The organism is Pseudoalteromonas sp. MB41 (genome assembly GCF_020966275.1).
Lineage (GTDB): Bacteria > Pseudomonadota > Gammaproteobacteria > Enterobacterales > Alteromonadaceae > Pseudoalteromonas > Pseudoalteromonas lipolytica.
In genome coordinates, this window is sequence record NZ_JAJJZF010000015.1 from 84,292 (window position 1) to 110,476 (window position 26,185).

At 37.2% G+C, this 26,185-nt stretch carries 23 protein-coding genes and 1 pseudogene; all 24 read left to right on the plus strand.

Annotation, left to right across the window (positions count from 1 at the left end; all coding sequences use genetic code 11):
* The first annotated feature begins 343 nt into the window (after positions 1 to 343).
* On the plus strand, positions 344 to 1,012 hold the full coding sequence (locus tag LPA49_RS14635) for a hypothetical protein (protein ID WP_143474487.1): 669 nt from the start codon (positions 344 to 346) through the stop codon (positions 1,010 to 1,012).
* Between the two features lie 137 nt (positions 1,013 to 1,149).
* A complete protein-coding gene (locus LPA49_RS14640; RefSeq protein ID WP_075593916.1) occupies positions 1,150 to 2,376 on the plus strand; it encodes an exopolysaccharide biosynthesis polyprenyl glycosylphosphotransferase in 1,227 nt (408 codons plus the stop codon).
* Between the two features lie 2 nt (positions 2,377 to 2,378).
* Entirely contained in the window at positions 2,379 to 3,116 is a 738-nt protein-coding gene (locus LPA49_RS14645; protein ID WP_180311177.1) for a glycosyltransferase family 2 protein, read from the plus strand.
* A gap of 221 nt (positions 3,117 to 3,337) precedes the next feature.
* Positions 3,338 to 4,504: a nucleotide sugar dehydrogenase gene (locus tag LPA49_RS14650; RefSeq protein ID WP_230236907.1), complete on the plus strand. Its 1,167-nt coding sequence runs from the start codon at positions 3,338 to 3,340 to the stop codon at positions 4,502 to 4,504.
* Positions 4,505 to 4,631: 127 nt separating this feature from the next.
* On the plus strand, positions 4,632 to 5,117 hold the full coding sequence (rfaH, locus tag LPA49_RS14655; RefSeq protein WP_075593919.1) for a transcription/translation regulatory transformer protein RfaH: 486 nt from the start codon (positions 4,632 to 4,634) through the stop codon (positions 5,115 to 5,117).
* 1,217 nt (positions 5,118 to 6,334) lie between these two features.
* The gene (locus LPA49_RS14660; RefSeq protein ID WP_230236909.1) at positions 6,335 to 7,453 is read left to right on the plus strand and encodes a polysaccharide export protein; all 1,119 of its coding nucleotides are present in this window, start codon (positions 6,335 to 6,337) and stop codon (positions 7,451 to 7,453) included.
* Positions 7,454 to 7,465: 12 nt separating this feature from the next.
* Positions 7,466 to 7,900 carry a low molecular weight protein-tyrosine-phosphatase gene (locus LPA49_RS14665; protein WP_075593921.1) on the plus strand — a complete coding sequence of 145 codons (435 nt, stop codon included), beginning with the start codon at positions 7,466 to 7,468 and terminating at the stop codon, positions 7,898 to 7,900.
* 14 nt (positions 7,901 to 7,914) lie between these two features.
* Positions 7,915 to 10,158, plus strand: coding sequence for a polysaccharide biosynthesis tyrosine autokinase (locus LPA49_RS14670; protein WP_230236912.1), 2,244 nt, complete (start codon positions 7,915 to 7,917; stop codon positions 10,156 to 10,158).
* A 9-nt stretch (positions 10,159 to 10,167) separates the two neighbouring features.
* A complete protein-coding gene (locus LPA49_RS14675) occupies positions 10,168 to 11,406 on the plus strand; it encodes a lipopolysaccharide biosynthesis protein (RefSeq protein ID WP_230236914.1) in 1,239 nt (412 codons plus the stop codon).
* Entirely contained in the window at positions 11,399 to 12,697 is a 1,299-nt protein-coding gene (locus LPA49_RS14680; protein ID WP_230236917.1) for an O-antigen polymerase, read from the plus strand. The genes LPA49_RS14675 and LPA49_RS14680 overlap by 8 nt, the downstream gene beginning before the upstream one ends.
* Positions 12,698 to 13,834 carry a glycosyltransferase family 4 protein gene (locus LPA49_RS14685; protein ID WP_230236920.1) on the plus strand — a complete coding sequence of 379 codons (1,137 nt, stop codon included), beginning with the start codon at positions 12,698 to 12,700 and terminating at the stop codon, positions 13,832 to 13,834.
* Complete coding sequence (locus LPA49_RS14690) at positions 13,831 to 14,424, plus strand: DapH/DapD/GlmU-related protein (RefSeq protein WP_230236923.1); 594 nt, start codon at positions 13,831 to 13,833, stop codon at positions 14,422 to 14,424. The genes LPA49_RS14685 and LPA49_RS14690 overlap by 4 nt, the downstream gene beginning before the upstream one ends.
* Entirely contained in the window at positions 14,425 to 15,306 is an 882-nt protein-coding gene (rfbA, locus tag LPA49_RS14695) for a glucose-1-phosphate thymidylyltransferase RfbA (RefSeq protein WP_230236926.1), read from the plus strand.
* Positions 15,303 to 15,848 carry a dTDP-4-dehydrorhamnose 3,5-epimerase gene (rfbC, locus tag LPA49_RS14700; protein WP_230236929.1) on the plus strand — a complete coding sequence of 182 codons (546 nt, stop codon included), beginning with the start codon at positions 15,303 to 15,305 and terminating at the stop codon, positions 15,846 to 15,848. The genes rfbA and rfbC overlap by 4 nt, the downstream gene beginning before the upstream one ends.
* A gap of 12 nt (positions 15,849 to 15,860) precedes the next feature.
* Positions 15,861 to 16,925 (plus strand): dTDP-glucose 4,6-dehydratase, encoded by a 1,065-nt coding sequence (rfbB, locus tag LPA49_RS14705; protein WP_230236932.1) that lies wholly within the window; start codon positions 15,861 to 15,863, stop codon positions 16,923 to 16,925.
* On the plus strand, positions 16,925 to 17,770 hold the full coding sequence (rfbD, locus tag LPA49_RS14710; RefSeq protein WP_230236934.1) for a dTDP-4-dehydrorhamnose reductase: 846 nt from the start codon (positions 16,925 to 16,927) through the stop codon (positions 17,768 to 17,770). The genes rfbB and rfbD overlap by 1 nt, the downstream gene beginning before the upstream one ends.
* Positions 17,767 to 18,522, plus strand: a complete 756-nt coding sequence (locus tag LPA49_RS14715; protein ID WP_230236937.1) for a glycosyltransferase family 2 protein — start codon at positions 17,767 to 17,769, stop codon at positions 18,520 to 18,522. Before rfbD ends, LPA49_RS14715 begins: the two co-directional genes overlap by 4 nt.
* 13 nt (positions 18,523 to 18,535) lie before the next feature.
* Positions 18,536 to 19,465, plus strand: a complete 930-nt coding sequence (locus LPA49_RS14720) for an SDR family oxidoreductase (protein WP_230236940.1) — start codon at positions 18,536 to 18,538, stop codon at positions 19,463 to 19,465.
* Between the two features lie 23 nt (positions 19,466 to 19,488).
* Positions 19,489 to 20,037, plus strand: coding sequence for a sugar transferase (locus tag LPA49_RS14725; protein ID WP_230236943.1), 549 nt, complete (start codon positions 19,489 to 19,491; stop codon positions 20,035 to 20,037).
* Between the two features lie 214 nt (positions 20,038 to 20,251).
* Positions 20,252 to 22,216 carry a polysaccharide biosynthesis protein gene (locus LPA49_RS14730; RefSeq protein ID WP_230236946.1) on the plus strand — a complete coding sequence of 655 codons (1,965 nt, stop codon included), beginning with the start codon at positions 20,252 to 20,254 and terminating at the stop codon, positions 22,214 to 22,216.
* Positions 22,217 to 22,288: 72 nt separating this feature from the next.
* Positions 22,289 to 23,455, plus strand: a complete 1,167-nt coding sequence (locus LPA49_RS14735) for a nucleotide sugar dehydrogenase (protein WP_230236949.1) — start codon at positions 22,289 to 22,291, stop codon at positions 23,453 to 23,455.
* A 62-nt stretch (positions 23,456 to 23,517) separates the two neighbouring features.
* Positions 23,518 to 24,525 (plus strand): NAD-dependent epimerase, encoded by a 1,008-nt coding sequence (locus LPA49_RS14740; protein WP_230236952.1) that lies wholly within the window; start codon positions 23,518 to 23,520, stop codon positions 24,523 to 24,525.
* Positions 24,526 to 24,761: 236 nt separating this feature from the next.
* Positions 24,762 to 25,670, plus strand: coding sequence for a UTP--glucose-1-phosphate uridylyltransferase GalU (gene galU, locus LPA49_RS14745; protein ID WP_230236955.1), 909 nt, complete (start codon positions 24,762 to 24,764; stop codon positions 25,668 to 25,670).
* A 292-nt stretch (positions 25,671 to 25,962) separates the two neighbouring features.
* Positions 25,963 to 26,185, plus strand: a pseudogene (locus LPA49_RS14750) (IS110 family transposase); the annotation flags it as partial.

Below are 26,185 nucleotides of genomic sequence, written 5' to 3' on the forward strand. Positions count from 1 at the left end.
TTACATGCTTTTATTTCAAGATAACAAAAACCTTCTTATAGCAATTCGGTTTATCTGCTTTGCTTTATCTTTCCTTATTTTATTGAAGTCAAATGTATTGATAAAGAAAAAGTTTATATCAAAAATTTTACTTTTTTTATTTATTTGTCTCTTATATTTACTAATAACAAAAAATTTATTTTATTTTGACGTTATGAGTGTCGTTATATTTGCTTTATTTTTAAGCTTTTTCGACTGGAAGTCTAAGAAACTGAATCTGTTTTTTCTTTCATGCATACTATTAACTTTGTTTGTATTAGTTTCATTACTTGCACTAAATGGGTTAATTGAATCTAAAAGTTTCATGATGGCTAGTAGTTATGGTTTTTCGATAAAACACTCACTTGGTTTCTTAAATCCTAATATTATATCAATGCTCATACTTTCAATTACCGTTTTAATCTATGTGTATGATCAAAAAGCATTATTTTTTATTTCAACTTTAATTTTCTTAGCGTTTTCAGTTTGGTTAGGTTCAAGAACATATATGCTTGCCTCTGTTCTTTCTATAGTTTTGATTCCCTTTGTCGGTATGCTGCACCGATTTAAATTTTTAATTTTCTTGTACCTTCTCATACCTTTAATTCTGTATGGTTTGCTTTACTCTCAATCATTTAAGTTAGTTACAGATCTTTTAAATTATGCTTTAAGTGGTAGGCTGACTCTGATAACAGAGTACATTAATGCAACAAGTTTCATAGGCTTACTTTTTGGAGGAGTCACTTTTGAGAAGGTCGATATGGCGTTTTTTAATCTCATTTTCTCATTTGGAATTTTGGGGTATATGCTTTTTATGATGCTGGTATTAAATACATTTAAAAAAGCTACAGAAAAAGAATTGTACATGTTATTTGTAATTTTATTTGTAATGATGTTTGAAAATGTAATTAGTTTTAACTGTATATTAATGGCTGTTTTTTTATCTGATATTTTCAATAAGTATGGTGTTAAGGTAAGTAAAAGTAATGTATAAAGCATAAAGGTATTGCTGGTCGTGCAATATTGTTACGAGTCAGTATTGCCCTCAATATAGGTTCTAAGTATAATATCATCCTTTTCGTCCCTCTAATTCAGAGGGTTGTAATCAGAGTTAAGCTAAAAGATTGTAACGTGTATAAACTATTATCAAATTCATTTGTATGTCACACACTGGGATTGTTGTTTACGGCATGCTTGGTGTTAGCTTTTTCTGCATTCCCTTACTCTACGGAATCTGTAAAAAACTCTTTAATGCTTGTTGAGGGAAGTTACCTAGCGACAGCCTTCACTTTGCCTTTAGTGGCGAAGTATCTTTTAGTTGATCGAAAATACTACATAATCCCGTTAATTTTTTCAGTGTTTAGCATAGCACTTTCGTTAGTATTGATTTTGCGTTTTGATTACTCTTTATTTCTAATTTTTGTCGGTGCTGCATCAAGCTTTGCTTGGTTATTTACAACAACGATTTTAAGAACAAATCATAAAAAGTTAATGTTGCATGTGATTGATAATTTTGATTATTCTGACTTGGAATCTCATAGTAACATTGAAACGATCTTACTATCTGAACCTTATGATCAAACTGCTATTAAGCATGGTTTAGTTGTTGATTTACACCAGAACTTAACGCCTTATCAAGAAAAGTTTATTGCAGATTGTAGCTTGAACGAAATCTCAGTTTTTCATGCCGAAAGTATAAAAGAAATGATCAAGGGTAAAGTACAAGTTCATCATCTTTCTGAAAACTCAATAGGAACTCTGCAACCAAACCCTATTTATCAGCTTTTTAAGCGTGTATGGGAATCAGCTATTATTATTTTAACGTTGCCTTTTTCACTTTTTGTAATGATAGTAACGGCGATATTGATCAGGTTAGAAAGTCCCGGCCCAATTATATTTACGCAAGAGCGAGTTGGCCAAGCTGGTCGAGTTTTTAAAATTTATAAGTTCCGAAGCATGACCGTTGAAAAGTTGTGTGATAAAGATAAGTTTGCAACGGATGAGCAAGCTCGAATTACTAAAGTTGGAAAATTTATTCGAAAAGTTCGAATTGACGAGTTACCTCAGTTTTTTAATGTACTAAAGGGAGATATGGCGCTTATTGGTCCAAGACCCGAGCAAGAGTCTTTCGTGAGGTTATTTGAGCAAGATATTCCATTTTATGGTTATCGTCATATGGTTAAACCAGGCATTACTGGGTGGGCACAAACAGTCCATGGCTATGCAGATGATACTGACTCTACAAAAGAAAAACTTGCTTACGATCTTTATTATATTAAACATTTGTCTTTTTGGCTTGACGTAAATATTGTGTTCAAGACTTTAAAAACTATGCTGACAGGCTTCGGGGCAAAATAATAATGTCGTTGGTTTCCATTATTATGCCTGCGTTTAATGCTGAAAAAACGATAGAAAACAGCATTCGCTCAATCCAAAACCAATCCTATACAAATTGGGAGTTGCTTGTTACAGATGATAGCTCAACAGACTCAACTGCTAAAATTGTACAAGAGCTTGCCTCCAATGATAAACGTATAAAGTATACCTTGAATAAGGGAGCATCAGGGGCTTGGTCAGCTAGAAATAACAGTATAAAAGTGGCTCAAGGTGAATACATTGCTTTTTTAGATAGTGATGACACATGGTTACCTAATAAGTTAAAAGCTCAAATTGAAGCGATGAACATACATAATGTAAACGCTTCACACAGTGCATACTATCGCGTAAACGAGTCTGGCGATGTTCTTAATATAAAAAAAATAAAGTCACGTGTAACTCTTAAGGATATGCTAAAACAAAACTGTATAGGTAACTTAACAGGCATATACAACGCTAAATTGCTTGGTAAATTTTACCAACAGCACATAGGGCATGAAGACTATGCTATGTGGTTAAATATAATAGAAAAAACAGACTCTATAGGTATTGAGGAGCCCGTTGCAAATTACTTAGTTGCTACGAATAGCTTATCAAGTAACAAGTTTAAGGCCGCAATGTGGCACTTTAAGATACTTAAGAGTAGTAATAAGGTTGGCCCTTTGAGTGTTTGGTATTATTTCCTATGTTATGTTGTGAACGCAGTTAAGTCTCGCGTGTAAAATACATTCTTCTCAATCCGCAATGTTTAATCTACCTTCTTTCTTTTTACCTTTTCTAAACTGGTTTCATTCAGCAATTTCAAGATCATAGACTTACCGATTAAAATTAATAACGTTTACTGGTTGTTTTAAAAAAGTAGCTTGATAATTAAATCGTCACAAAAATAAATTAGCGTAGTAAGTAAATACAGCAGCGCGTTGTTTTTTACTTACGAGCAATTATGAACATAACAATTGTGGGTACTGGTTACGTTGGTTTGTCTAATGCGATGTTGTTGGCTCAGCACAACAATGTAGTCGCTTTGGATATTGTTGAAGAAAAAGTAGCATTACTGAATGCGAGTAAATCACCCATATTAGACACCGAAATAGAAAATTTCCTTGCGAATAAAAAATTAAACTTTACGGCAACAACAGATAAGTTTTTGGCTTACGAAGCAGCTGATTTTGTAGTGATAGCAACACCGACAGATTACGACCCCGATACTAATTATTTTAATACAAAGTCAGTTGAAGCAGTTATAGCTGATGTGCAAGCTATAAAACCACATGCTGTTATTGTGATAAAGTCGACAGTACCAGTTGGCTTTACCGAAAGCATAAAACAAAAGTTTAAAACAGATAACATTATTTTCTCGCCAGAATTTTTACGTGAAGGCAAAGCGCTTTACGATAATTTGCACCCATCGCGTATTATTGTGGGTGAGCGCTCAGAGCGTGCCGAGGTATTTGCCAACTTGTTAGCTCAAGGGGCCATTAAAGAAAATATTGATATTTTATTTACCGATTCAACCGAAGCCGAAGCGATTAAGCTATTTTCGAATACCTACCTTGCTATGCGTGTGGCTTATTTTAATGAGCTTGACAGTTATGCTGAAAGTCATGGATTAAATTCTAAACAAATAATTGAAGGTGTATGCTTAGATTCACGCATTGGTAGTCATTATAACAACCCCTCTTTTGGCTATGGTGGCTATTGTTTACCCAAAGACACCAAGCAATTATTAGCTAATTACCAAAACGTACCTAATAACATGATTCGTGCGATTGTTGATGCAAACTCAACACGTAAAGACTTCATAGCAGAGTCAATTATTGCTAAAAACCCTAAAGTTGTGGGTATTTATCGTCTTATTATGAAAACCGGTTTAGACAACTTCAGGGCATCTGCTATTCAGGGTGTAATGAAGCGTATTAAGGCTAAAGGGATTCAAGTCATTGTATTTGAGCCTGAGCTACAAGAAAGTACTTTTTTTAACTCTAAAGTTACACAAGATCTCAATGAACTAAAAATAAGTGCAGATGTAATTATTGCAAATCGTATGGTTAAAGAGTTGCAAGATGTTGCAGAAAAAATATATACACGAGATCTGTTCGGAAACGATTAGGTTAATGACAGAAAAAGCATGAAATATTATAATAGACACGCCAGAACTCTATGCGTATAATCGCCGACTCATAAAAAGCAATCCTTTTGGATTGGATTTAAGGAAAATGAGCATTCTGGGTGTGACTATGGAAAGTTGGTACTTACTTTTTTGCAAAGCAAAACAAGAGCTAAGAGCTCAAACAAACCTACAAAACCAAGGTTTTGAGGTATTCTTTCCCGAACATAAAATAGAGCGAATTATAAAGGGACGCCGTTCTATTAAAACATCTCCTCTTTTTCCGAACTATTTATTTATTAAGTTAAACACACAAAATTGTAATTTTTCTGCGGTAAAAAATACGCGGGGCGTAAGCGGTTTTGTAGCTTATGGCAGCAAGTTTCAAATTGTTCCTGAACAGCTTATTTCTCAACTCCGCTCTTTTGAAACAGCGTGCGAAGTAAAATCAGACTTACCTAAAACGGGTGATGTGGTTTATTTAAATACCGAGTCGTTTAAAAATGTTCAAGCCATATACCAAGAACCCGATGGCGACATGCGCAGTATTTTGTTAGTTAATTTATTGAACAAACAAGTCACCGTAAGTGTAGATAACAAAGAAATTAGTTTATAAGTTCTACGAGTAATCTTGTAGGAATGGCCGCAGGGACCATGCTTGCGTGGCGCGGAAAAATTTATAAGTCGTGATTCAACACGACATTAACGTAGGAACGGCTTTAGCCGTGAATAAGGTAAAAATGTTCGGCGTTAAAACGCCTCCTACGGTGTAGGCATTATGCTACAACGCGTAAAAACAAAAACTAGCAATAAAATCAGTACGTAGGAACTGCAACCTAGGGGCGGAAGCGTGTCCGAAGGACTAGACAAGCAAAAAGTTTTGCTTTCAAGCGTGAGCGAGAGGAGCTCTGCGACGAACTGGAACGGAAGCGTGTCCGAAGGACTTATACAGCTTCGAGCCACGAAGTACGATATGCGAGCTAAATTGAGCTGGTTGTTTAATGTCGCTGAAAAGGTTTGCTCTTTCGGTGTTAAAACACCTCCCACGTGAGATTTGTATCACTTGTAGGAGGGCTTTAGTCGTGAAAGGGATTATAAGTAACGAGTTACGAGAAGCGAGATGCGAGCTTGTTTATGTAGGCGTGAAATTTATTTCGCGCGAAAACGCCAAATGTGGTTCGGCGTTAAAACGCCCCTACGGTGTTTGAATATCGCATGTAGGAACTGCTTTAGCTGTGAAAGGGGTTATAAGTAACGAGTTACGAGAAGCGAGATACGAGCTAAATTGAGCTGGTTGTTTAATGTCGCTGAAAAGGTTTGCTCTTTCGGTGTTAAAACACCTCCCACGTGTGTAGTGCGTGTCTTTTGTAGGCGTGAAATTTATTTCGCGCGAAAGTATCAAATGTGGTTCGGCGTTAATCCCCCCCCTACGGTGTATGAATATCGCGTGTAGGAACTGCTTTAGCTGTGAAGGGATTATAAGTAACGAGTTACGAGAAGCGAGATACGAGCTAAATTGAGCTGGTTGTTTAATGTCGCTGAAAAGGTTCGCTCTTTCGGTGTTAAAACACCTCCCACGTGTGTAGTGCGTGTCTTTTGTAAGCGTGAAATTTATTTCGCGCGAAAACATCAAAAATAAAGAAAAAGCAATCGGTACTAAAGAACCTCGATGCATTCATTAACTATTTTGCAAAAAACTGTCACAAGTGAGCGTTTACTAAACACTCAGTCTTGCGAACCAATGGTTGCCATGCTTTAATTAGGCAGCAAAAAAATAAACAGTTGTGGGTTTATTTAAACTGGACGTTTTAAAAAATTATTTGGGAAATAACAATGGCGCTTAGCTGTAAAACAATTGTGACGTCATTTGCGTTACTAGCAATGACTGGCTGTACAATCATCCCCGGTAGCCATTTTGAAGGAATCGAATCGGGTGAAAAAGTAGATAACCTTGAGAAGGAGCTCGATAAAGTAAATATTCAAATCATTGACTCTTCTTTAATTAATCAGCAAAAACAATCTCAAGTTACACATACTAAACCAACAAGCTTAGAGGGTGTTGATACTTCTGACTACCAATACCGATTAGGCGTTGGTGATGTACTAACGATAGGTGTATGGGATCACCCAGAGCTTACAATACCAGCGGCTGTTCAGCGTACTGCCGAATTTGATGGCTTTCGTGTTCAAGCCGATGGCACAATTACTTATGCATATGCACCAAATATTCAAGCGGCTGGCAGAACAGTACAAGAAGTACACGCAGAACTTGTTAAGCGCTTAAGCCGCGTTATCGAAGACCCACAGGTCGATATTAAAATAGTTGGTTTTAGAAGCCAAAAAGCCTATGTTACGGGTGAAGTAAATAAACCAGGCGTACTACCCGTAACCGAAATTCCACTTACATTAATTGATGCATTAAACCAAGCCGGTGGTTTAACTGAATCTGCCGATTGGCGAACAGTGACATTTACACGCGGTGATAAAACCGAAGTTATTAAATTAGATGACTTTTACGCTAAAGGTGATATTTCACAAAATCGTTTGTTAAAACATGGCGATATTGTCCACGTGAACCGTAACGATATGCAAAAAGTGTTTGTATTAGGCGATGTTAAGCGCGCTGGTACAGTGGGTGTTAATCGTTATGGTTTAAATTTAGCGCAAGCATTAAGTGATGCGGGTGGTTTAAACGAAAACACGGCAGATGCTAACGGTGTTTTTGTACTGCGTAAACGCGACCTAGAAACCGACGGTGTAATTGCCGATGTATATCAGCTACATGCTAAAAATGTGGCGGCTTTAGTGTTGGCCGAGCAGTTTAAGTTACAACCTCATGACATTGTATATGTAACAAGTGCACCGCTTGCGCGCTGGAACCGTGTAATAAGCTTACTACTGCCTTCTGTTAGTACGGTAGATGCAGTAAACGACGTAGCAAACACAAACTAAGGGTTAAATGGTATGTTTGATTCTGTATTAGTTGTGTGTGCAGGTAATATATGCCGCAGCCCAACCGCCGAATATGTATTAAAAAGCAAACTGCAGGGTAAAAATGTAACGGTATCGTCGGCGGGGTTAACTGCCCTTGAAGGGAAACCAGCCGATGCCCAAGCTCAGTTAATTGCAAACGAACATAATATTGATATGAGCGCGCATCAAGGTAGGCAAATAACCTCAAACCTTGTTGCAAATAATAGCGTAATACTTGTAATGGAGCAGCGCCATATAAATGACTTGTGTGCGCGCTACCCACAGGCACGCGGTAAAACATTTTTGCTTGGTAAGTGGGTAGGCGATAAAGAAATACCCGATCCTTACCGTCAAAGCCAAGAGGCTTTTAAGCATGTTTACGAATTAATCGATAGCGCGTGTAGCGCTTGGCAAAAGTATTTATAAGGAAAGGCTAGTACATGAATGCTCAGCCCACTGCATTAGCAGCAAATAAACAAAATAGAACCCAACAAGAACAAGCAAGCCAAGAAATCGATTTAATGGCATTATTAGGCGCGCTAATTGACCGCAAATACTTTATAGCGGCAATTACGGCAGCGTTTATGGCTGTAGGTGTGTTTTACGCGGTTTTTTCTACTCCGGTTTACCAAGCAACGGCCATGATACAAGTTGAAGACGGAGGGGCGTCGGTACCAGGCTTTGATGACATGGCCGGCATGTTCGAAAGTACCTCGGCTGCGGTAACCGAAATAGAGTTACTAAAATCGCGCTCTGTCATTGGCGAAGCCGTCGACACATTAAAGCTCGATGTTATTGCTGAACCAAAGCTGTTTCCTATAATTGGTAACAGAGCGTTCCGTAAGTTTACTCCTGTAGAAAGTGGTGACCTAGCAGAGCCTAGTTTTGGGGCAAGTAGCTATGCCTGGGGTGGTGAGAGCATAAACGTATTTAGGTTTGACGTACCGCGTTCAGCTATTGGTGAAGAGTTTACCTTAGTTGCAGACGAAGGCACTGGCAATAATAAACAATTTACACTTTTAAATGGTGACGGCGACGTTATTTTAAAAGGTACGGTGGGCGAAGAGCTAACAAATGGCAAATTTAACCTAACAATTCGCAGTTTAATTGCTCGCCCTGGCACCGAGTTTACGCTTTTACGTCAAGACCGTTTAAATACTATTTTAGATTTACAGGCTGCAATTGGTGCAGGCGAAAAAGGCAAAGACTCAGGCATTATTAACTTAAGTTTACAAAGCGAAAATGCGGGTTACGCCGAAAAAGTACTCGATAAAGTGGCCGCTATTTATGTGCGCCGAAATGTAGAGCGCAATAGCGCCGAGGCACAAAAGTCACTCGAGTTTTTAGAGGTACAGTTACCCGAGGTTAAAAAGCAGCTTGAATACGCTGAGCAGCGTTTTAACGACTACCAAATAAAACGCCAATCAATCAATATTACTCTCGAAACGCAAGGCGTACTAGAGCAAGTGGTTGAGCTTGAAACTAAATTACAAGAGCTAGAGCTAAAACGCCTAGAGCTAAGCCGTAAATTTAAAGACAGCCACCCAACATACCAAGGGGTACTTGAACAAATTGAAGCGGTTGAAAAACAAAAGCAAAACCTAGTGGGCGAAGTAGGCAACCTACCCGAAACTCAGCAAGAGCTGTTACGCTTAAAACGCGATGTTGAGGTAAGCAACCAAATTTACACGCTGCTTTTAAGTAAAACGCAAGAGCTTGATATTGTGCGCGCAGGCACGGTAGGTAATGTACGTGTAATTGACCACGCTGAGGTTAATACTTCAAAACCGGTTAAACCTAAAAAAGCACTGATTGTTGTTATGGCAACAATGCTGGGTGGCATGCTCGCTGTAGCTATTGTATTAATACAAAAAGCGATACATAAAGGGGTCGAAGACCCTAACGAAATTGAGGCACTAGGCCTGCCTGTATACGCAAGCGTACCGTACTCAGACTACCAAGATAAACTTACCGGTTTTAGCAAAGCTAAAAAAGGCCGTAACAAGCCTAAAACCATACTGGCGGTTGATAACCCTGCTGACTTATCAATCGAGGCATTACGTAGCCTACGCACCAGCTTACACTTTGCGATGATGGAGTCTAAAAACAACCTGATTGCTATTTCGGGCCCAAGCCCCGGTGTAGGTAAGTCGTTTATATCGGTTAACCTTGCAACGGTGCTAGCACAAAGTGGTAAAAAAGTACTGATTATCGATGCCGATATGCGAAAAGGTTATTTGCAAACCCAATTTGGCATGCAATGGGACGATGGCTTAAGTGATTACTTATCTGGCCGCTTAAACCTTGAGCAAATCACTAAGCACTCGCAAGTGCAAGACCTCGACGTAATTACACGTGGTCAAATACCGCCTAACCCATCTGAGCTACTAATGCACAGTAACTTTAGTAAATTAGTAGCTGAGGTAAGTGGTAAATACGACATTGTAATAATAGATACCCCTCCTATTTTAGCGGTAACAGACCCAGCAATAGTCAGTGCTCACACGGGTACAACATTGCTCGTAACACGCTTTGGTCAAAACCATGCCCGCGAAATAGAGCTAACCCGTAACCGTTTTGAGCAAAATGGCATTGATGTAAAAGGTGTAGTGTTTAATGGTGTAGTAAGAAAAGCAAGTAATGCTTACGGCTATTATGGTTATTACAATTACGAATATAAATAGGTAAGGCAAATGAAATTTACTGGAAGTAAACTACTTCTGATTTCAGCAAATTTTTTATATGCCTTTTATCAATGGCTAGTATTAATTGTTATAACCCGGAAGTTAGGCTTGAATGCTGCTGGGTTGTATGCTTTTATTCTAGCTTTGAGCGCACCTATATTTTTACTACTGAGTTTTCAGTTTAGAAATGTTATTGCATCAAAAGTCAAAGAAGCAGTCGAAGAGTCTCTATATTTCAAATTTAGGTTTTTCGCAGGGGTACTTGCTACATTCCTGACTATTATGGTTGCTTGTCTTTCTAATTCCTATGCGCCAACAATGAATAATTTAGCAATCACATTATTCATATGCTTAATCAAATTGATAGACTCTATTGTAGATTTAAAGTACGGCTTTTATCAAAGAGAACAATCCTTAGATAAATTAACACTATCTTTGCTTATAAGAGGTGTTGTTGGCTCTTTTCTTATGGCTTATATTTATTTTATCTCTGAGCTAAATTTGTTTGGAGTGCTACTATCAATTTGTTTGATTAACTTAATTGTTATAATGCTAATTGACTTCAAATCAGGATTAAACTTTATTTTTAGTAAGCCTTTAGTGTTAGCTGAAGCTAGGGTTGTCTTTCTATCTACTTATACTTTAGGTTTTGTTGCAGTTTTAGACTCGTTATTTGTAAATGGGCAGCGATATGTGGTCAGCTTTTTATTTGGCTATGAGGTGTTAGCGCAGTATGTCAGCATCGTATATATATTAATAGTTTCTCAGTTAGTTGTTACTTCTCTAGGCCAGATTTTTATATCAAAATTGTCTTTGTTCTTTAGCAATAAAGATTTCAATAACTTTTTGCATTTAACACACAGATTAGTTGTTCTCAGTATGATTTTAGGTGGTTCAGGTGTGTTACTTGCTTTTTTCTTTGGTCAGGAAGTACTTACCCTGATTTATGGTAAGGAGGTTATGTTTGATAGGCAAGTTATACTCCTGATCTCACTTTCTTCGATACCAATGTATATTGGTAGTTGTCTAGGCTATTCATTACTAGCTTCCGGGTATTATAAAAAAATTATTAAACCGATGGTATTTTCAGTTTTTTGTTTGTTTATTCTATCCTATGTTTTGGGAGGGTATTTTAATTTGTTGGGGGTTTCATTAGCCTTGTTCGTTAGCTACTTATTGAAATCATCTCTCTTGTATTTTGAGGTTTTAAAAACTATAAAGAAGAATAGGGAATTAGCTATTGTTTAACTATATATTCACTTTGCGATTGGCAGTTCTATTTTTATTGTTGATTGTACTTGTTTTTACTATAGGAGATGTTCTAGTAGTTAATATTTTAGGTATTTCCTTGGTATGTTTTATTTTGGTACTTGCAGGGGTTGTAGAAAATAATGATTGGAAATCACCTTTAGTATATTTTCCAATAGTCTTTATGTTATACCATATTGTCTTTCCAATCTATTTCTATCTTGGAGGAGATAGAACTTATGGTGTTAGTCTTGATAGTGTAATTAGTGCAACCACGCAGGTTATTATATTTTTATCTGGAATGGTATTTAGTTATTTATTATCTCCTATAGGGGGTAGGAAAGGTACGGTCGACTTATTGAGGCATAAAGTTTATTATTTTGGTATTACTGAAATAAAAATCATTTTCTTTTTGTTTATAGCTCTTTATTTATACTCTTATGTTCAATTGTTGTCAGCCTTAGGTATGTCAAAAGAGCAGCGAATGATTTCGGGGGTGATTTCATTCTCTGTTTTTTTCGGAGGAGTTTATTTTTGTTATTTGTATATTATGAATTCTTTGATAGTAAAAACGGGTTTTTTTAATAAGTCACTATTTCTATTTGTTATAACTCTCGGTTTTTTTGGTTTTATTTTTTTTGGTGAAAGAGATCAGCTAGTTTTACCTATTGTCGCTTCATTTTTTCTCTATAGTTATTACAAACCAGTTTCATTTAAAAGGGTTTTATTATTTGGATGCTCTATTTTTTTCTTATTATTTTTATTAGGGATTGTAAGGGAAAGCCTAGAAGGTACACAATTAAGAGAAATATCTTCACTTGTTAGCGTATTAGAGCAAAATGAGTTTATTTCAACTGGAAGAAATCTTGCGTTAGTTAATGATAGTAATATTCAGCATTTATACGGGTTAACTTACTTAGGTGACTTGGGCTACAGTTTCTTTATTAAAGCAAATGATACAGGTTTGCAGTGGTTTGAGAGTAATTATGTAACAAATAAAGGCTTTTCAATAGTTGCAGAAGCTTACGTGAATTTTGGCTTAGTTGGGGTTTTTTCGCTTGGATTTTTAATTATGTCCCTTATGCTCTATTTCTATCGAAAGTCTTTTGGCAATAATATTTCAATGATAATTTATATTATTTTAGTTGTGGCATTTCTTTATTGTATACGAAGTGATTTTGGCGCTGTGTTTTCTGCTGCAGTTAAGAAAATAGGTATCCCTCTGTCACTGTTGGTTATTGCACGTTTATATAATGGAAAAGTTTACATATATTCTAGAAGGAAAGTTTAATTGTCTTTTTCGGTTTTGTACGTTCATGACTTTAGTTTTTATTATGACCAAAATGGTGGTGTTTATACTGCTGTTGGATTGCCTGAAAAATATTTTGACAGGTTTTTTGAGTCTGGATTTGATACAGTTACAATTTTTTCTCGTACAGAATTTGTGACAAAGGAGGTCGCTTTAAGTAGAGGTTTTTTAAAAATAGAAAATGAAAATATCAAACTACTTTTTCGTGAAAATGGTGGGTATGCACGTTTGTTTAACCCGTTAAATTTATTCAGGTTTGTGTGTTGTATTAAAAGTTTTAATTTGGTTACATTATCAACTCCTAGTGTTAATGGGACATATTTCGGCTTGCTTTGCTTGCTTTTTAAAAGAAAGTATACTGTTGAGGTTGCAGGCGATACAAATATGTTTGATAAGAAAAAGGGAGGCAAGATTTTTGGTAAATTGCTAAAGCAATTAACACCAAGGATTATTACTAATGCACTAGGTGCTGCTTATGTATCAAAATATTTAAAAGCCAAGTATTACTGCAAGGGGGAGTCATTAGTTTCAAGTAATGTTAATATAAATGAAATCGTACCTAGTAGTCTTACTCGAGAGTACGACAAAAAACTAATATTAGGTTTTGCAGGCGGACTAAACGAACGAAAGGGTATTCAAACTATTATCGAAGTTGCGGCAATTTTAAATGGAAAATTGAATTTCCAATTTATTCTTTGTGGTGGTCATCAGGATAAAGATTGGAAATCACAAGTCGAAAAACAAGGCTTGAGTGATGTTATTCAGTTCGCAGGTATATTAAACAACAGTGAGCTTGATGATTTTTTCAAGAATTGTGATTTATATATTCAACCAAGTTTAGCTGAAGGCATACCTAGAGCAACAATAGAAGCGATGTCTTACTCTCTACCTTGTATTGCTACTCAACTACCTGGTTTTTTTGAAATACTTGACTCTGAAGTTTTATTTGAGGTTGATGACTCTACAGCTATTGCGAAGAAAATATATGCCTTAGCATCTGAACCGGAAGAAATGCTTCGACTAGGAAAGGCTAATGCTATTAGAGCAAGTGATTTTTTATATAGTAATCTACATAAAAAAAGAGTTGATTATTATAAGTCTATAAGAGTTAAACTATGAAAGGTTATCAATTAAGTGATCTCATCAAAACTTTCATAAGTTTTGTTTATACAAAAGTTTTTTTTAGTAATGCTAGATTAATTAGGTTGCCTATAGTAATCCGTAATAAGAAAAATATCAATTTTGGTAGTGGTTTTACAACAGGTAAATACTGCAGAATAGATGCTTTTCCAGGGGGGAATAGAAGTAAAACACTTATTAAATTTGGAGAAAACTGTCAGATTAATGATTTTGTTCATATTGCTTCTGTCGATAAAGTAGTTTTTGGTGATAATGTCCTTATAGCTAGTCGAGTTTTTATTACTGATCACAATCATGGGCAATATTCAGGGGACAATCAATCAGATCCTGATTCAAAAGTTGTCGAAAGACCCCTTAGTCACTCTCCCGTAGAGTTAAGAGATAATTGCTGGATTGGTGAAGGTGTTAGCATTATGCCAGGTGTTACAATCGGTGAAAACTCAGTTGTCGCAGCTAACTCAGTAGTAACTAAATCAGTAGAGCCAAACACTATTGTGGCAGGTGCGCCCGCTAAAGTGATTAAAATTTATGATTTTAATGCTAAAGAATGGAAAAGTTTAGGAGAGTAAATGACTAAAGGTATTATTTTGGCAGGTGGAAGCGGAACTCGGCTGTATCCACTAACAAAAGTGGTAAGTAAACAATTAATGCCCGTTTATGATAAACCAATGGTGTACTATCCGATTGCTACGTTAATGAATGCAGGTATTCAAGATATTTTAGTAATCACAACACCTGAAGAGCAAGCTCGTTTTCAAGAGTTGCTTGGAAACGGCCGAGAGTGGGGCATTAATATTGAATATGTAGTACAGCCTTCACCTGATGGTCTTGCCCAAGCATTTTTATTGGGTGAAGAGTTTATTGGTGATAGCAATGTTGCTCTTATTCTCGGCGATAACCTTTTTTACGGTCACGATTTAGTTAAGTCACTTAAAAACGCAGCTAACCGAGAAGTTGGTGGAACAGTGTTTGGGTATCATGTTGCTAATCCAACTGCTTATGGTGTTGTTGAGTTTGATGAGCAAGGTAAAGCAATTTCAATAGAAGAAAAACCATCAATGCCAAAATCAAACTACGCTGTGCCTGGCTTATACTTTTTTGACAATAAAGTAGTTGAATATGCAAAAAATGTTAAACCTTCACCTCGTGGTGAGTTAGAAATCACAGATGTTATCGAGCAGTATTTAAAAGCAGGAATATTAAACGTTGAGATTATGGGGCGTGGCACCGCATGGCTAGATACTGGAACACATGACAGCTTGCTACAAGCAGCTCAATTCATCGAAACTATCGAAAAACGTCAGGGCTTAAAAGTAAATTGCCCCGAAGAAGTTGCTTATCGTATGGGGTATATAAGTGCTGAACAGTTACGTGAGTTAGCAGAACCCTTGCGCAAAAGTGGTTATGGTGAGTATTTGCTAAATTTACTATCTCAAAAGGTGTTTTCATGAACATTATTGATACAGCCATTCCCCAGGTGAAAATTTTAGAGCCTAAGGTTTTTGGTGATGAGCGAGGGTTTTTCTTAGAGACTTTTCGTGAAGACTGGTTTCGAGAGCATGTTGCAGATGTAAGCTTTGTTCAAGATAACCACAGTAAATCAGCACAGGGCATATTACGTGGTTTGCATTACCAAACAGAGCAAACACAGGGGAAACTAGTCCGTGTTACGCAAGGTGAAGTATACGACGTCGCTGTAGATATGCGTAAAAATAGCCCAACATTTGGTCAACATGTAGGTGTTTTGCTAAATGCGGAAAATAAGCGCCAATTATGGGTCCCAGCTGGGTTTGCACATGGCTTTTATGTAACTAGTGAAAACGCAGAATTTGTTTATAAGTGTACAGATTATTATGCCCCTCAATTTGAACAAAGTGTTCTGTGGAATGATCCCGCTTTAAATATTGAATGGCCTTTAGTCGATGGCAAAGATCCTTTATTGTCTGCAAAAGATGAAGCTGGTTTATTACTAGCAAATGCTCCAGCCTTTTAAGAGAATCGTAAAATGAATAAAACAATTTTTGTCACAGGTGGTGCAGGCTTTATTGGTTCTGCGCTAGTACGTTTTTTGATTGAAAAAACTGGCCATACAGTTGTTAATTTCGATAAATTAACGTATGCAGGCAATCTTGAATCTTTATGCTCAATAGAGGATAGTGTTCGCTATAATTTCGTGCAAGGTGATATTTGTGACCGCGAACATATTAACTCTGTATTTGCACAGTACCAACCTGACTTTATAATGCATTTAGCGGCAGAAAGCCATGTGGATCGTTCTATTGATGGTCCGGGTGAGTTTATCCAAACGAATATAGTCGGAACATACGAATTACTTGAAGCAGCTCGCAGTTATTACACAGGATTGGAAAGTAACAAGAAGGCACTTTTTCGATTCCATCACATCTCAACAGATGAAGTGTACGGCGATTTAGGTGAAACAGGATTGTTCACTGAAGAAACCTCTTATGAGCCGAGCTCTCCATATTCAGCATCTAAAGCTGCTTCTGATCACTTAGTTAGAGCCTGGCATAGAACTTATCAATTACCAGTTGTTTTAACTAATTGTTCAAATAACTATGGACCTTATCACTTCCCTGAAAAGCTAATCCCATTAATTATTTTAAATGCTTTAGAGGGTAAACAGTTACCAGTGTATGGTGATGGTAAGCAAGTACGTGACTGGTTATTTGTTGAAGATCATGCCCGCGCTCTTTATAAAGTAGTAACTGAAGGAAAACTTGGTGAAACCTACAATATCGGTGGCTTTAACGAAAAACAAAACATTGAGGTTGTAACAACGATTTGTAACCACCTAAACGAACTTATTGCGGATAAACCAGCAAACTTAAGTGATTTTAAAGAGCTTATAACGTTTGTAAAAGACCGTCCAGGTCATGATGTTCGTTATGCTATTGATGCAACTAAAATTAATAAAGAGTTGGGTTGGCAACCAGAAGAAACGTTTGAATCTGGTATTTTAAAAACCATTAAGTGGTATTTAGAGAACCAAGTATGGTGCCAAAATGTGCAAGACGGCTCTTATCAGCGTGAGCGTTTAGGTAGTAATTAATGAAAGCGCTAATTATTGGTAAAAATGGGCAAGTTGCATGGGAGTTACAGCAAACGTGCCCTAGTAATATAAATGCTAAGGCTTTTGGCCGCGAAAACATTGATATTACTAACCCTACGAGCATTGAAACAGTAATAAAAGTGTTTCAACCTGCAGTTATTATAAATGCTGCAGCGTATACAGCGGTAGATAAAGCAGAATCGGATAAAGATAACGCCTATCTAATAAATGCGACAGCTGTTGAGCATTTAGCAAAAGCAGCACATAAGCATAGTATTCGTTTCATTCATATATCGACGGACTTTGTGTTTGATGGATGCAAGAACACGCCTTATAGCGTTGATGACATACCTAATCCAATTAATGTTTATGGTGCATCTAAATTGGTTGGTGAGCAAGCCATTACGAAGTATTGCCCTGAAAATTCAGCAATTGTACGTACATCGTGGGTTTATTCGAATCACGGTAATAACTTTGTAAAAACGATGCTGCGTTTAATGGTAGAAAAAGATGAACTAAATGTAGTAAATGACCAAATAGGAAGCCCTACAAATGCAAAAGGCTTAGCGCAATTTTTATGGCAACTGGTTGAGCAAGAAAACTTAGAACCGATTTATCATTACAGTGATTTAGGTGTCGCGAGTTGGTATGACTTTGCAGTTGCTATTCAAGAAATCGCATATGAAGCAGGTAAACTTGAGAATAAAATATCAATAAAGCCTATTTCTTCAAATAGTTACCCAACACCTGCAAAACGCCCTGTGTTTAGTTTGATGCAACATAGTAAAAACTTAAATCAATTGCATTGGAGAGCTTCACTGATTCAAGGAATGAAACTTATATGAAAAGAATAATAGTTGGGATAGTATCCCATGGGCATTACGACTATATCGTCAATAATCTAGCATTAAAATCTATTGTTGAAATTCCAGAAGTTACTGTTGTTATAAAAGATAATATCAAAGATAGCAAACTGAAAAGCTATGCGGAAGAAAGTGGTTTTGAATATGTTACAACTCCGAAAATATTAGGCTTTGGAGATAATAATAACTATATATTTCATTTTGCAAAAAAAAACTTATTAGCAAATGATAATGACTGGTTTATCATCCTGAACCCAGATGTTGAAATAACTTTGTATGAATTTAAAAAGTTGATTACTGAACTTAATACTACGACTGATACTTTTTTGGCTCCTAATTTATACAAAGATAATGACTATATCGAACCTGAAAACTCAATTCGCTATTTTGCAACTTGCTTTGATCTACTCAACCCTTTAAGGCTTAAACCTATTAATAGACCTTATAAAAAGGAACTTTTAGAAAATAAGGCTATAGTTGATTGGGCTTCAGGAGCATTCCTATGTATAACATTTAAAATGTTTGGTACCGTTGACGGTTTTGACTCTAAATATTTTATGTACTACGAAGATGTTGACCTATGTTACAGATTAAAAAAGGTGGGGACTTATCTCAAATTTCTGAAACGAGTAAAGGCTGTTCATAAAGGTGAATATAAAAATAGAAGTGTTTTTTCTAAACATTTTCGTTGGTATCTAAGTAGCTTATTTAAATTTTTAAGTTCAAAAAAATAATCAGGAAATAAATTTGACTAAGATATTAGTGACAGGCTATACAGGTTTTGTTGGTAGCTTGCTCTGTAAGGAGTTAAAAAAGTCATATAAAATCAAACTCCTTGGCCGAAAAGATTCAGACTTAGGCAATGTTTATAAACATAACATAGATGCTGATTCGAATTATAAGGAAGCACTGCAAGGTGTAAGCTGCGTAATTCATATAGCTGCTCGTGTGCATATAATGAATGATACTTCAGCGGATCCTTTAACTGAATTTAGGGCCGTAAATAGTATTGGTACACTCAACTTAGCTAAACAAGCTGTAGAAGCAGGGGTCAAGCGTCTTGTTTTTGTGAGTTCAATAAAAGTTAATGGTGAAAGTACAACAAATAGATCACCATTTTGTGCAGGTGATAGCCCTGCTCCTGAAGATCCTTATGGTATATCAAAGGCAGAGGCTGAACAGCAATTGTTAGAGCTTGGCAAGCAATCAGGTATGGAAATAGTAATTATACGTCCTCCGCTTGTGTATGGCGAAGGTGTTAAGGCTAATTTTGCTTCATTAATGAAGTTAGTTAGCAAAGGGTTTCCGTTACCATTTAGGCTAATTAATAATAATAAGCGAAGTTTAGTATCAGTTTATAATTTAGTCGATTTAATACAAGTTTGCATACGCCATCCGAGTGCCGCTAATCAAGTATTTTTAGTAAGTGATGATCACGATTTATCAACGGCAGAAATGGTCGCGCTAATGGCAAAGGTTCAATGCAAGCCAAACTTGGCGCTTCCAGTGCCTGTTTGGTGCTTTAAATTAGCAGGTAGATTATTTGGTAAAAAAGATGTTGTTGACAGGCTAACGGGTTCACTTCAGTTAGATATAACACATACAAAAAATACGCTTAACTGGTCTCCGCCTTACTCTGTCGAACATGGCTTTAAACTTGCTGCTAAACGCTCTTAACAAGAAACTAATGGATTTATAAAATGATACGTTTACTCGACTTTTTCTTTGCTTTATTTGGTTTGCTTATAGCTTTACCATTTTTAGTTATTTTATACGTTATAGGCTTGTTTGATACAGGTTCACCTATTTTTAAGCAAGAACGTGTGGGGCGATATAAAAAACCGTTCATTCTTGTTAAATTCAGGACAATGAAGGTTGATACAGCCTCTGTTGCCAGCCACTTAGCAAGTACAGCCTCAATTACACCTTTTGGTGGTTTTTTGCGTAAAACAAAGTTAGATGAGTTACCACAACTTTGGAATGTACTGAAAGGTGAAATGAGTTTGGTTGGCCCGCGCCCAGGTTTATTTAACCAAGAAGAGCTAACACTAGCACGCGAAGCTAAAAATGTTTACTCTGTCCGCCCAGGTATTACTGGTTTGGCTCAAGTAAACGAAATTGATATGTCTACCCCAGAACTCCTCGCAAAAACGGATCGTGAAATGATCGATACCCTTACTCTATCGAGTTATTTTAAATATATTTTAATGACGGTTACGGGGAGTGGGAGCGGTGATCGTGTTAAATAGTAACCAAAGTTTAGGTGGCCACTGAGGTGCAAGAAGACTCGCGCCCAAGATTTAAATTAAATTTTTATAAAAATCAAAGGCTAATGATATTGTATTAGTTTGGTGGCTAGATTCATTTGGTTCAGCTATAATTCATGAAAATTTAACAACTGTTAAGCAGCCAGTCAGCTTAGGTTGGTATGTTAATCGGCAAAAACAAGACAGGGAACTTGTTGTGGATAATATTATTCGCTCTATTTTAAATTCTTCGCGTGCAACTAAGCGCATTATTACTCTTTTTATCGATTCGCTATTTATAATATCAGCGTTTTGGCTTGCGTTAATAGTTAGGCTCGATAGCATTGCACCGCTTAGTAAAACAGACAACTGGATGTTGCTTTTACTACTTGTGCCAACTGCACTGTTTACTTTTATTAATTTAGGTTTGTATCGTGCAGTGCTGCGTTATATGAACTCGCAAGCTTTGTGGGCCATTGTACTTGGCACCCTTATTAGTACGGTTGCTTTGGTACTTTTTGCTTTTTTTATTGGTGTAGAAATCCCGCGTACTATGCCGTTTATTTTTGCTTGGCTGTGCTTACTTACAGTGGGGGGGGCACGTATTGTTGTACGTGCGATGATTGGTAAATTAACAACAGCAAATAAAGAGTCGGTTATTATTTACGGTGCGGGTTCGTCGGGTCGCCAATTAGCCACAGCGCTAGGCGCAGGACCTGAGTACTTTGTTCGCGCCTTTATTGACGACGACGAAACAAAGCAAGGCTCTATTATTCAAGGTATTCCTGTTATTGCCTTTAAAGATATTTACGACCTAATTAACAGAGGTAAAGTAAGTAAGGTTTTACTGGCAATGCCAAGTGAGAGTCGAGCGCGTCGTAAACAAATTTTAGCGCAACTTGAGCCGCTTTCTATTAAGGTGCTTTCTATTCCTGGTATGGCCGATGTAATAGAGGGTAAAGCTAAGCTTTCTGAATTTAGAGATGTTGAAATTGAAGACCTATTAGGTCGCGATTGTGTTGCACCAAAGGCGCATTTATTGGCCGCTAATATTAAAAATAAAGTGGTTATGGTAACGGGGGCCGGTGGCTCAATAGGGTCTGAGTTATGCCGCCAAATAGTAAAGCAAAAACCAACCAAGCTTGTGTTGTTTGAGTTAAGTGAGTTTGGTTTATATTCAATAGAAAAAGAATTAGCAGAGTATATCGCTAATAACCAACTTAATGTTGAGCTAATCCCAATTATGGGCTCTGTACAGCGCATTAACCGAATTGAAACAGTAATGATAGCGTTTGGTGTACAAACCGTTTATCACGCTGCAGCCTACAAGCATGTACCTTTAGTAGAGCACAATGTTGTTGAAGGTGTACGCAATAATGTTTTTGGTACTTATTACACGGCTAAAGCTGCTGTAAATGCCAAAGTTGAAACCTTTGTGCTTATATCTACCGACAAAGCAGTGCGCCCTACTAATGTTATGGGGGCTACAAAGCGTATGGCAGAGCTGTGTTTGCAAGGCTTGGCCCAAAATAAAGGTAAAAACCATAACACGCGGTTTTGTATGGTAAGGTTTGGTAATGTTTTAGGCTCTAGTGGCTCGGTAGTGCCATTGTTCCGTAGGCAAATACGTGAAGGCGGCCCAATAACGTTAACTCATCAGGATATTACTCGCTTTTTTATGACCATCCCCGAGGCCGCACAATTAGTAATTCAGGCTGGTGCAATGGGCAAAGGGGGCGATGTATTTGTACTTGATATGGGTGAGTCGGTAAAAATTATCGATTTAGCCACAAAAATGATTCGTTTATCTGGCTTTGAAGTAAAAGATAAAAACAACCCGCATGGTGATATAGAAATAGTGTGTACTGGCCTTCGCCCTGGTGAAAAGCTGTTCGAAGAGCTATTAATTGGTGACAATGTAGGCGAAACATCGCATGAGCGTATTATGACAGCAAATGAAGTTATGCTGCCTCTAGCAGAGCTTAATGTGTTTTTAGAGGCGCTTGATATCGCTTGTCATAACTTTGATCACGAAACCATAAGACAATTATTGTTAGACGCACCAACCGGCTTTAACCCAACCGATGGTATTTGTGACCTGGTTTGGAATGCTAAACAAACATCAAGCCATAATATCAATGACTTTGCAGAGCAAGGCAAGGTAGTTAATTTAAAGAATTAATAGTTCGTATAATATAAAATTTTAAGAAATCGATTTATGTTAATCCGATTTTATTTAAAGGATGAAAACTGAATGAAAATTGCAGTAGTCGGTACAGGGTATGTTGGCCTGTCGAACGCAATGTTACTAGCGCAGCATAATAAGGTGGTTGCCTTAGATATAGATGAAAAAAAAGTTGCGCTATTAAAAGACAAACAATCACCAATAGTAGATACAGAGATTAGTGATTTTTTAAAAAATAAAACACTTAACTTTAACGCAACTACAGATAAAAACTCTGCGCTTTCTGGTGCAGAGTTTGTTGTGATTGCCACCCCAACAGATTACGATCCAGATACTAATTATTTTAATACTAACTCTGTTGAGTCTGTGATTAGTGATGTATTAAAAATAAACCCTACTGCGACTATGGTTATAAAGTCTACGGTACCAGTAGGTTACACTAAATCTGTTAAAGAGAAGTTTGGCACTAGTAATATTATTTTTTCGCCTGAATTTTTACGTGAGGGTAAAGCGCTTTACGATAATTTGCACCCATCGCGTATTATTGTTGGTGAGTGCTCAGAGCGTGCCGAGGTATTTGCCAACTTGTTAGCTCAAGGGGCCATTAAAGAAAATATTGATATTTTGTTTACCGACTCAACTGAAGCTGAAGCAATCAAGCTATTCTCGAATACATATCTTGCAATGCGTGTAGCTTACTTTAATGAGCTAGACAGCTATGCTGAAAGCCATGGTTTAGATGCTAAACAAATTATTCAAGGGGTAGGATTAGACCCTCGTATCGGTAAACATTATAACAACCCGTCTTTCGGTTATGGTGGTTACTGTTTACCAAAAGACACTAAGCAGTTATTGGCTAACTATCAAGATGTACCTAATAATATGATACGCGCGATTGTTGATGCTAATACGACGCGGAAAGACTTTATAGCGAACTCGATTATTAATCGTAATCCTAAAGTTGTCGGTATCTATCGATTAGTGATGAAATCAGGCTCGGATAACTTTAGAGCTTCGGCCATTCAGGGGGTAATGAAGCGTATAAAAGCGAAAGGAATAGATGTTGTAATTTATGAACCAACCCTTACTGATAAAGCATTTTTTAATTCTCGCGTTGTTAAGTCAATTGATGAGTTGAAGCAAATATCAGATGTAATAATTTCTAACCGAATGGATAATGAGTTATTTGATGTAGCTGATAAAGTGTATACGCGCGATTTATTTGGCAACGATTAATAAAAAGTAAGTTAATAAATTTTAAAGTAAGTTTCCTACTTGCTTTAAGCAAAAGGATTAGCATGAAGTATTTAGTTACAGGCGCAGCTGGCTTTATTGGCGCAGCTACAAGTCAAAAATTACTAGCGCAAGGTCATACTGTTGTTGGTGTTGATAATTTAAACGATTATTACGATGTAAACTTAAAACATGCCCGTTTGGCGCAATTTGAACGACATGAAAACTTTACATTTATCAAGCTAGACATAGCCAACCGAGTTGAAATGACTGAGCTATTTGCTAGCGAGAAGTTTGACCGTGTTATTCATCTGGCAGCACAGGCAGGAGTTCGCTATTCGATTGAAAACCCAGATGCCTATGCTGATTCTAATCTTGTAGGTTTTTTGAATGTGTTAGAGGGGTGCCGCCATACTAAAGTTGAGCACTTAGTATACGCATCTTCAAGCTCTGTATATGGCCTAAACGAAAAGACTCCATTTGAAACTTCTGATAGTGTTGATCACCCAGTTTCATTTTATGCTGCAACCAAAAAAGCCAATGAACTAATGGCCCATAGCTATTCTCATTTATACAATTTACCTACCACAGGGTTGCGCTTTTTTACAGTATATGGCCCATGGGGGCGCCCAGATATGGCACCGTTTATTTTTACTAAAAAAATGCTCGATGGTGACACTATCGATATTAACAACAATGGCGATATGTGGCGTGATTTTACTTATATTGATGACATAGTTGAGGGGGTTGTTAGAGCAACAGACGTAGTGCCAGAACGTGACAATAGTTGGAAGGTTGAAACAGGTTCGCCTGCATCAAGTTCTGCGCCATTTAAGGTTTATAATATTGGTCATGGTAGCCCGATAAACCTAATGAAGTTTATTGAAGCTATTGAGTCTGAGTTAGATATTGAAGCTAAAAAGAATTTCCGCGAAATGCAAGCGGGTGATGTTTATAAAACTTATGCCGATACGAAAGACTTATTTGCTGCAACAGGCTACAAGCCTGCGGTTGGGGTAGAACAAGGTGTAGCTGATTTAATCAGCTGGTATAAAGATTTTTATAACAAATAGTGGTTTTTGCACTGTATGGTGTTTCTAATGCGCCAACCAAGCATGCCGCCTACGGTTTGATGAAGGCGTGAAATCTATTGCACGCGATAATACCTATGAAAGCTAGCTTTTATAGGTAACAATTTTTCTATTATATTTATTAGAAAATTAAATTAAAAACCATTCAGTTTGTATCTACTTTTGAACTGTTAGTTTGGTAATATTGTAGATAAATCATTAAATAATGGACTAAACATATGAAAGCAGTTATCCCTGTTGCAGGGCTGGGCACTCGCATGCTGCCAATGACAAAAGCAATTCCAAAGGAGATGTTGCCATTAGTAGATAAACCACTTATTCAGTACATTGTGAGTGAATGTGTGGCTGCAGGCATTAAAGACATTGTACTCGTAACGCATAGCTCTAAAAACGCCATTGAAAACCATTTTGACACGAGCTTTGAGCTTGAAGCAACACTCGAAAAACGTGTTAAGCGTACCCTACTTGAAGAAGTGCGCTCTATTTGCCCGGCAGATGTAACCATTATGCATGTACGCCAAGGTGAGGCTAAAGGGTTGGGTCATGCGGTAATGTGTGCTAAGCCGATTGTTGGCGATAACGACTTTGTAGTTGTATTGCCCGATGTAATTTTAGATGCGTATACGGCAGATCAAAAAACTGAGAATATTGCTGCGATGATCAAGCGTTTTACAGAGGTTAAAGCAAGCCAAATTATGCTTGAACCTGTTGCCTTTGATGATGTGAGCAAATACGGTATTGCCGACATAAACGGTGTAAAAATTAAAGCGGGCGAAAGCGCCCCTATTAAGACCATGGTTGAAAAGCCAAGCGCAGAAGAAGCACCATCTAATTTAGCCGTTGTTGGTCGTTATGTATTGTCGAAAGCTATTTGGCCACTACTGGCTAAAACACAAGCAGGTGCTGGCGGCGAAGTTCAATTAACCGATGCAATCGATGAACTAATGAAGCACGAAATTGTTGAGGCTTTTCACATGAGTGGCCGTGCGCACGACTGTGGTGATAAATTGGGCTACTTAAAAGCCATTGTTGAATACAGCATGCGCGATGAAAAGCTAGGTGCTGAATTCACTGATTTTGTAACGCAAATGGTTAACCCTACAGAAATACACCTTAAAGCGGTTTAACAAAAAGATTCTAAATATAAGAAGTTAGACATTAGATTTCAGAAGTCAGATCACACTGATCTGTGATCACACACATTTAGTGGTTAGAAGTTAGTTAATAGCTTTTAACCACTTGCTTTATCCTCCCCCCAAACAAAATCTTGTTCAACTCGCAACTCGCAACTCGCAACTCGCAACTCGCAACTCGCAACTCGCAACTCGCAACTCGCAACTCGCAACTCAATGGTATGGACTCCCCACCTTTGTCAAAATCGACTAAGGTGAAAGTGACAAACAAAAAGGAGCCCATACCATGACACAGTCTAGCACTATAACGATTGATTTAGCCAAAACAGTCTTTCAAGTCGCTTTCTTTAATAAGTTCGGTGTTTTAAAGTCGAATGAGAAAATGACTGAACGCAAGATGCTTTCATTTATAGTGAACCATCCAGAAGCGATTATATGTATGGAAGCTTGTAGCAGCGCTCACTATTATGGTCGTAAATTTGAAGGACAAGGACACAAAGTTAAGTTAA

Bases quoted from the DNA above. Each gene is read 5' to 3' on its own strand.
- LPA49_RS14735 (WP_230236949.1), top strand. From the start codon at position 22,289: ATGAAAATTGCAGTAGTCGGTACAGGGTATGTTGGCCTGTCGAACGCA.
- LPA49_RS14725 (WP_230236943.1), top strand. From the start codon at position 19,489: ATGATACGTTTACTCGACTTTTTCTTTGCTTTATTTGGTTTGCTTATA.
- LPA49_RS14675 (WP_230236914.1), top strand. From the start codon at position 10,168: ATGAAATTTACTGGAAGTAAACTACTTCTGATTTCAGCAAATTTTTTA.
- rfbD (WP_230236934.1), top strand. From the start codon at position 16,925: ATGAAAGCGCTAATTATTGGTAAAAATGGGCAAGTTGCATGGGAGTTA.
- LPA49_RS14660 (WP_230236909.1), top strand. From the start codon at position 6,335: ATGGCGCTTAGCTGTAAAACAATTGTGACGTCATTTGCGTTACTAGCA.
- LPA49_RS14650 (WP_230236907.1), top strand. From the start codon at position 3,338: ATGAACATAACAATTGTGGGTACTGGTTACGTTGGTTTGTCTAATGCG.
- rfaH (WP_075593919.1), top strand. From the start codon at position 4,632: ATGGAAAGTTGGTACTTACTTTTTTGCAAAGCAAAACAAGAGCTAAGA.
- galU (WP_230236955.1), top strand. From the start codon at position 24,762: ATGAAAGCAGTTATCCCTGTTGCAGGGCTGGGCACTCGCATGCTGCCA.
- rfbB (WP_230236932.1), top strand. From the start codon at position 15,861: ATGAATAAAACAATTTTTGTCACAGGTGGTGCAGGCTTTATTGGTTCT.
- LPA49_RS14635 (WP_143474487.1), top strand. From the start codon at position 344: ATGATGGCTAGTAGTTATGGTTTTTCGATAAAACACTCACTTGGTTTC.
- LPA49_RS14670 (WP_230236912.1), top strand. From the start codon at position 7,915: ATGAATGCTCAGCCCACTGCATTAGCAGCAAATAAACAAAATAGAACC.
- rfbA (WP_230236926.1), top strand. From the start codon at position 14,425: ATGACTAAAGGTATTATTTTGGCAGGTGGAAGCGGAACTCGGCTGTAT.
- LPA49_RS14690 (WP_230236923.1), top strand. From the start codon at position 13,831: ATGAAAGGTTATCAATTAAGTGATCTCATCAAAACTTTCATAAGTTTT.
- rfbC (WP_230236929.1), top strand. From the start codon at position 15,303: ATGAACATTATTGATACAGCCATTCCCCAGGTGAAAATTTTAGAGCCT.
- LPA49_RS14715 (WP_230236937.1), top strand. From the start codon at position 17,767: ATGAAAAGAATAATAGTTGGGATAGTATCCCATGGGCATTACGACTAT.
- LPA49_RS14740 (WP_230236952.1), top strand. From the start codon at position 23,518: ATGAAGTATTTAGTTACAGGCGCAGCTGGCTTTATTGGCGCAGCTACA.
- LPA49_RS14665 (WP_075593921.1), top strand. From the start codon at position 7,466: ATGTTTGATTCTGTATTAGTTGTGTGTGCAGGTAATATATGCCGCAGC.
- LPA49_RS14645 (WP_180311177.1), top strand. From the start codon at position 2,379: ATGTCGTTGGTTTCCATTATTATGCCTGCGTTTAATGCTGAAAAAACG.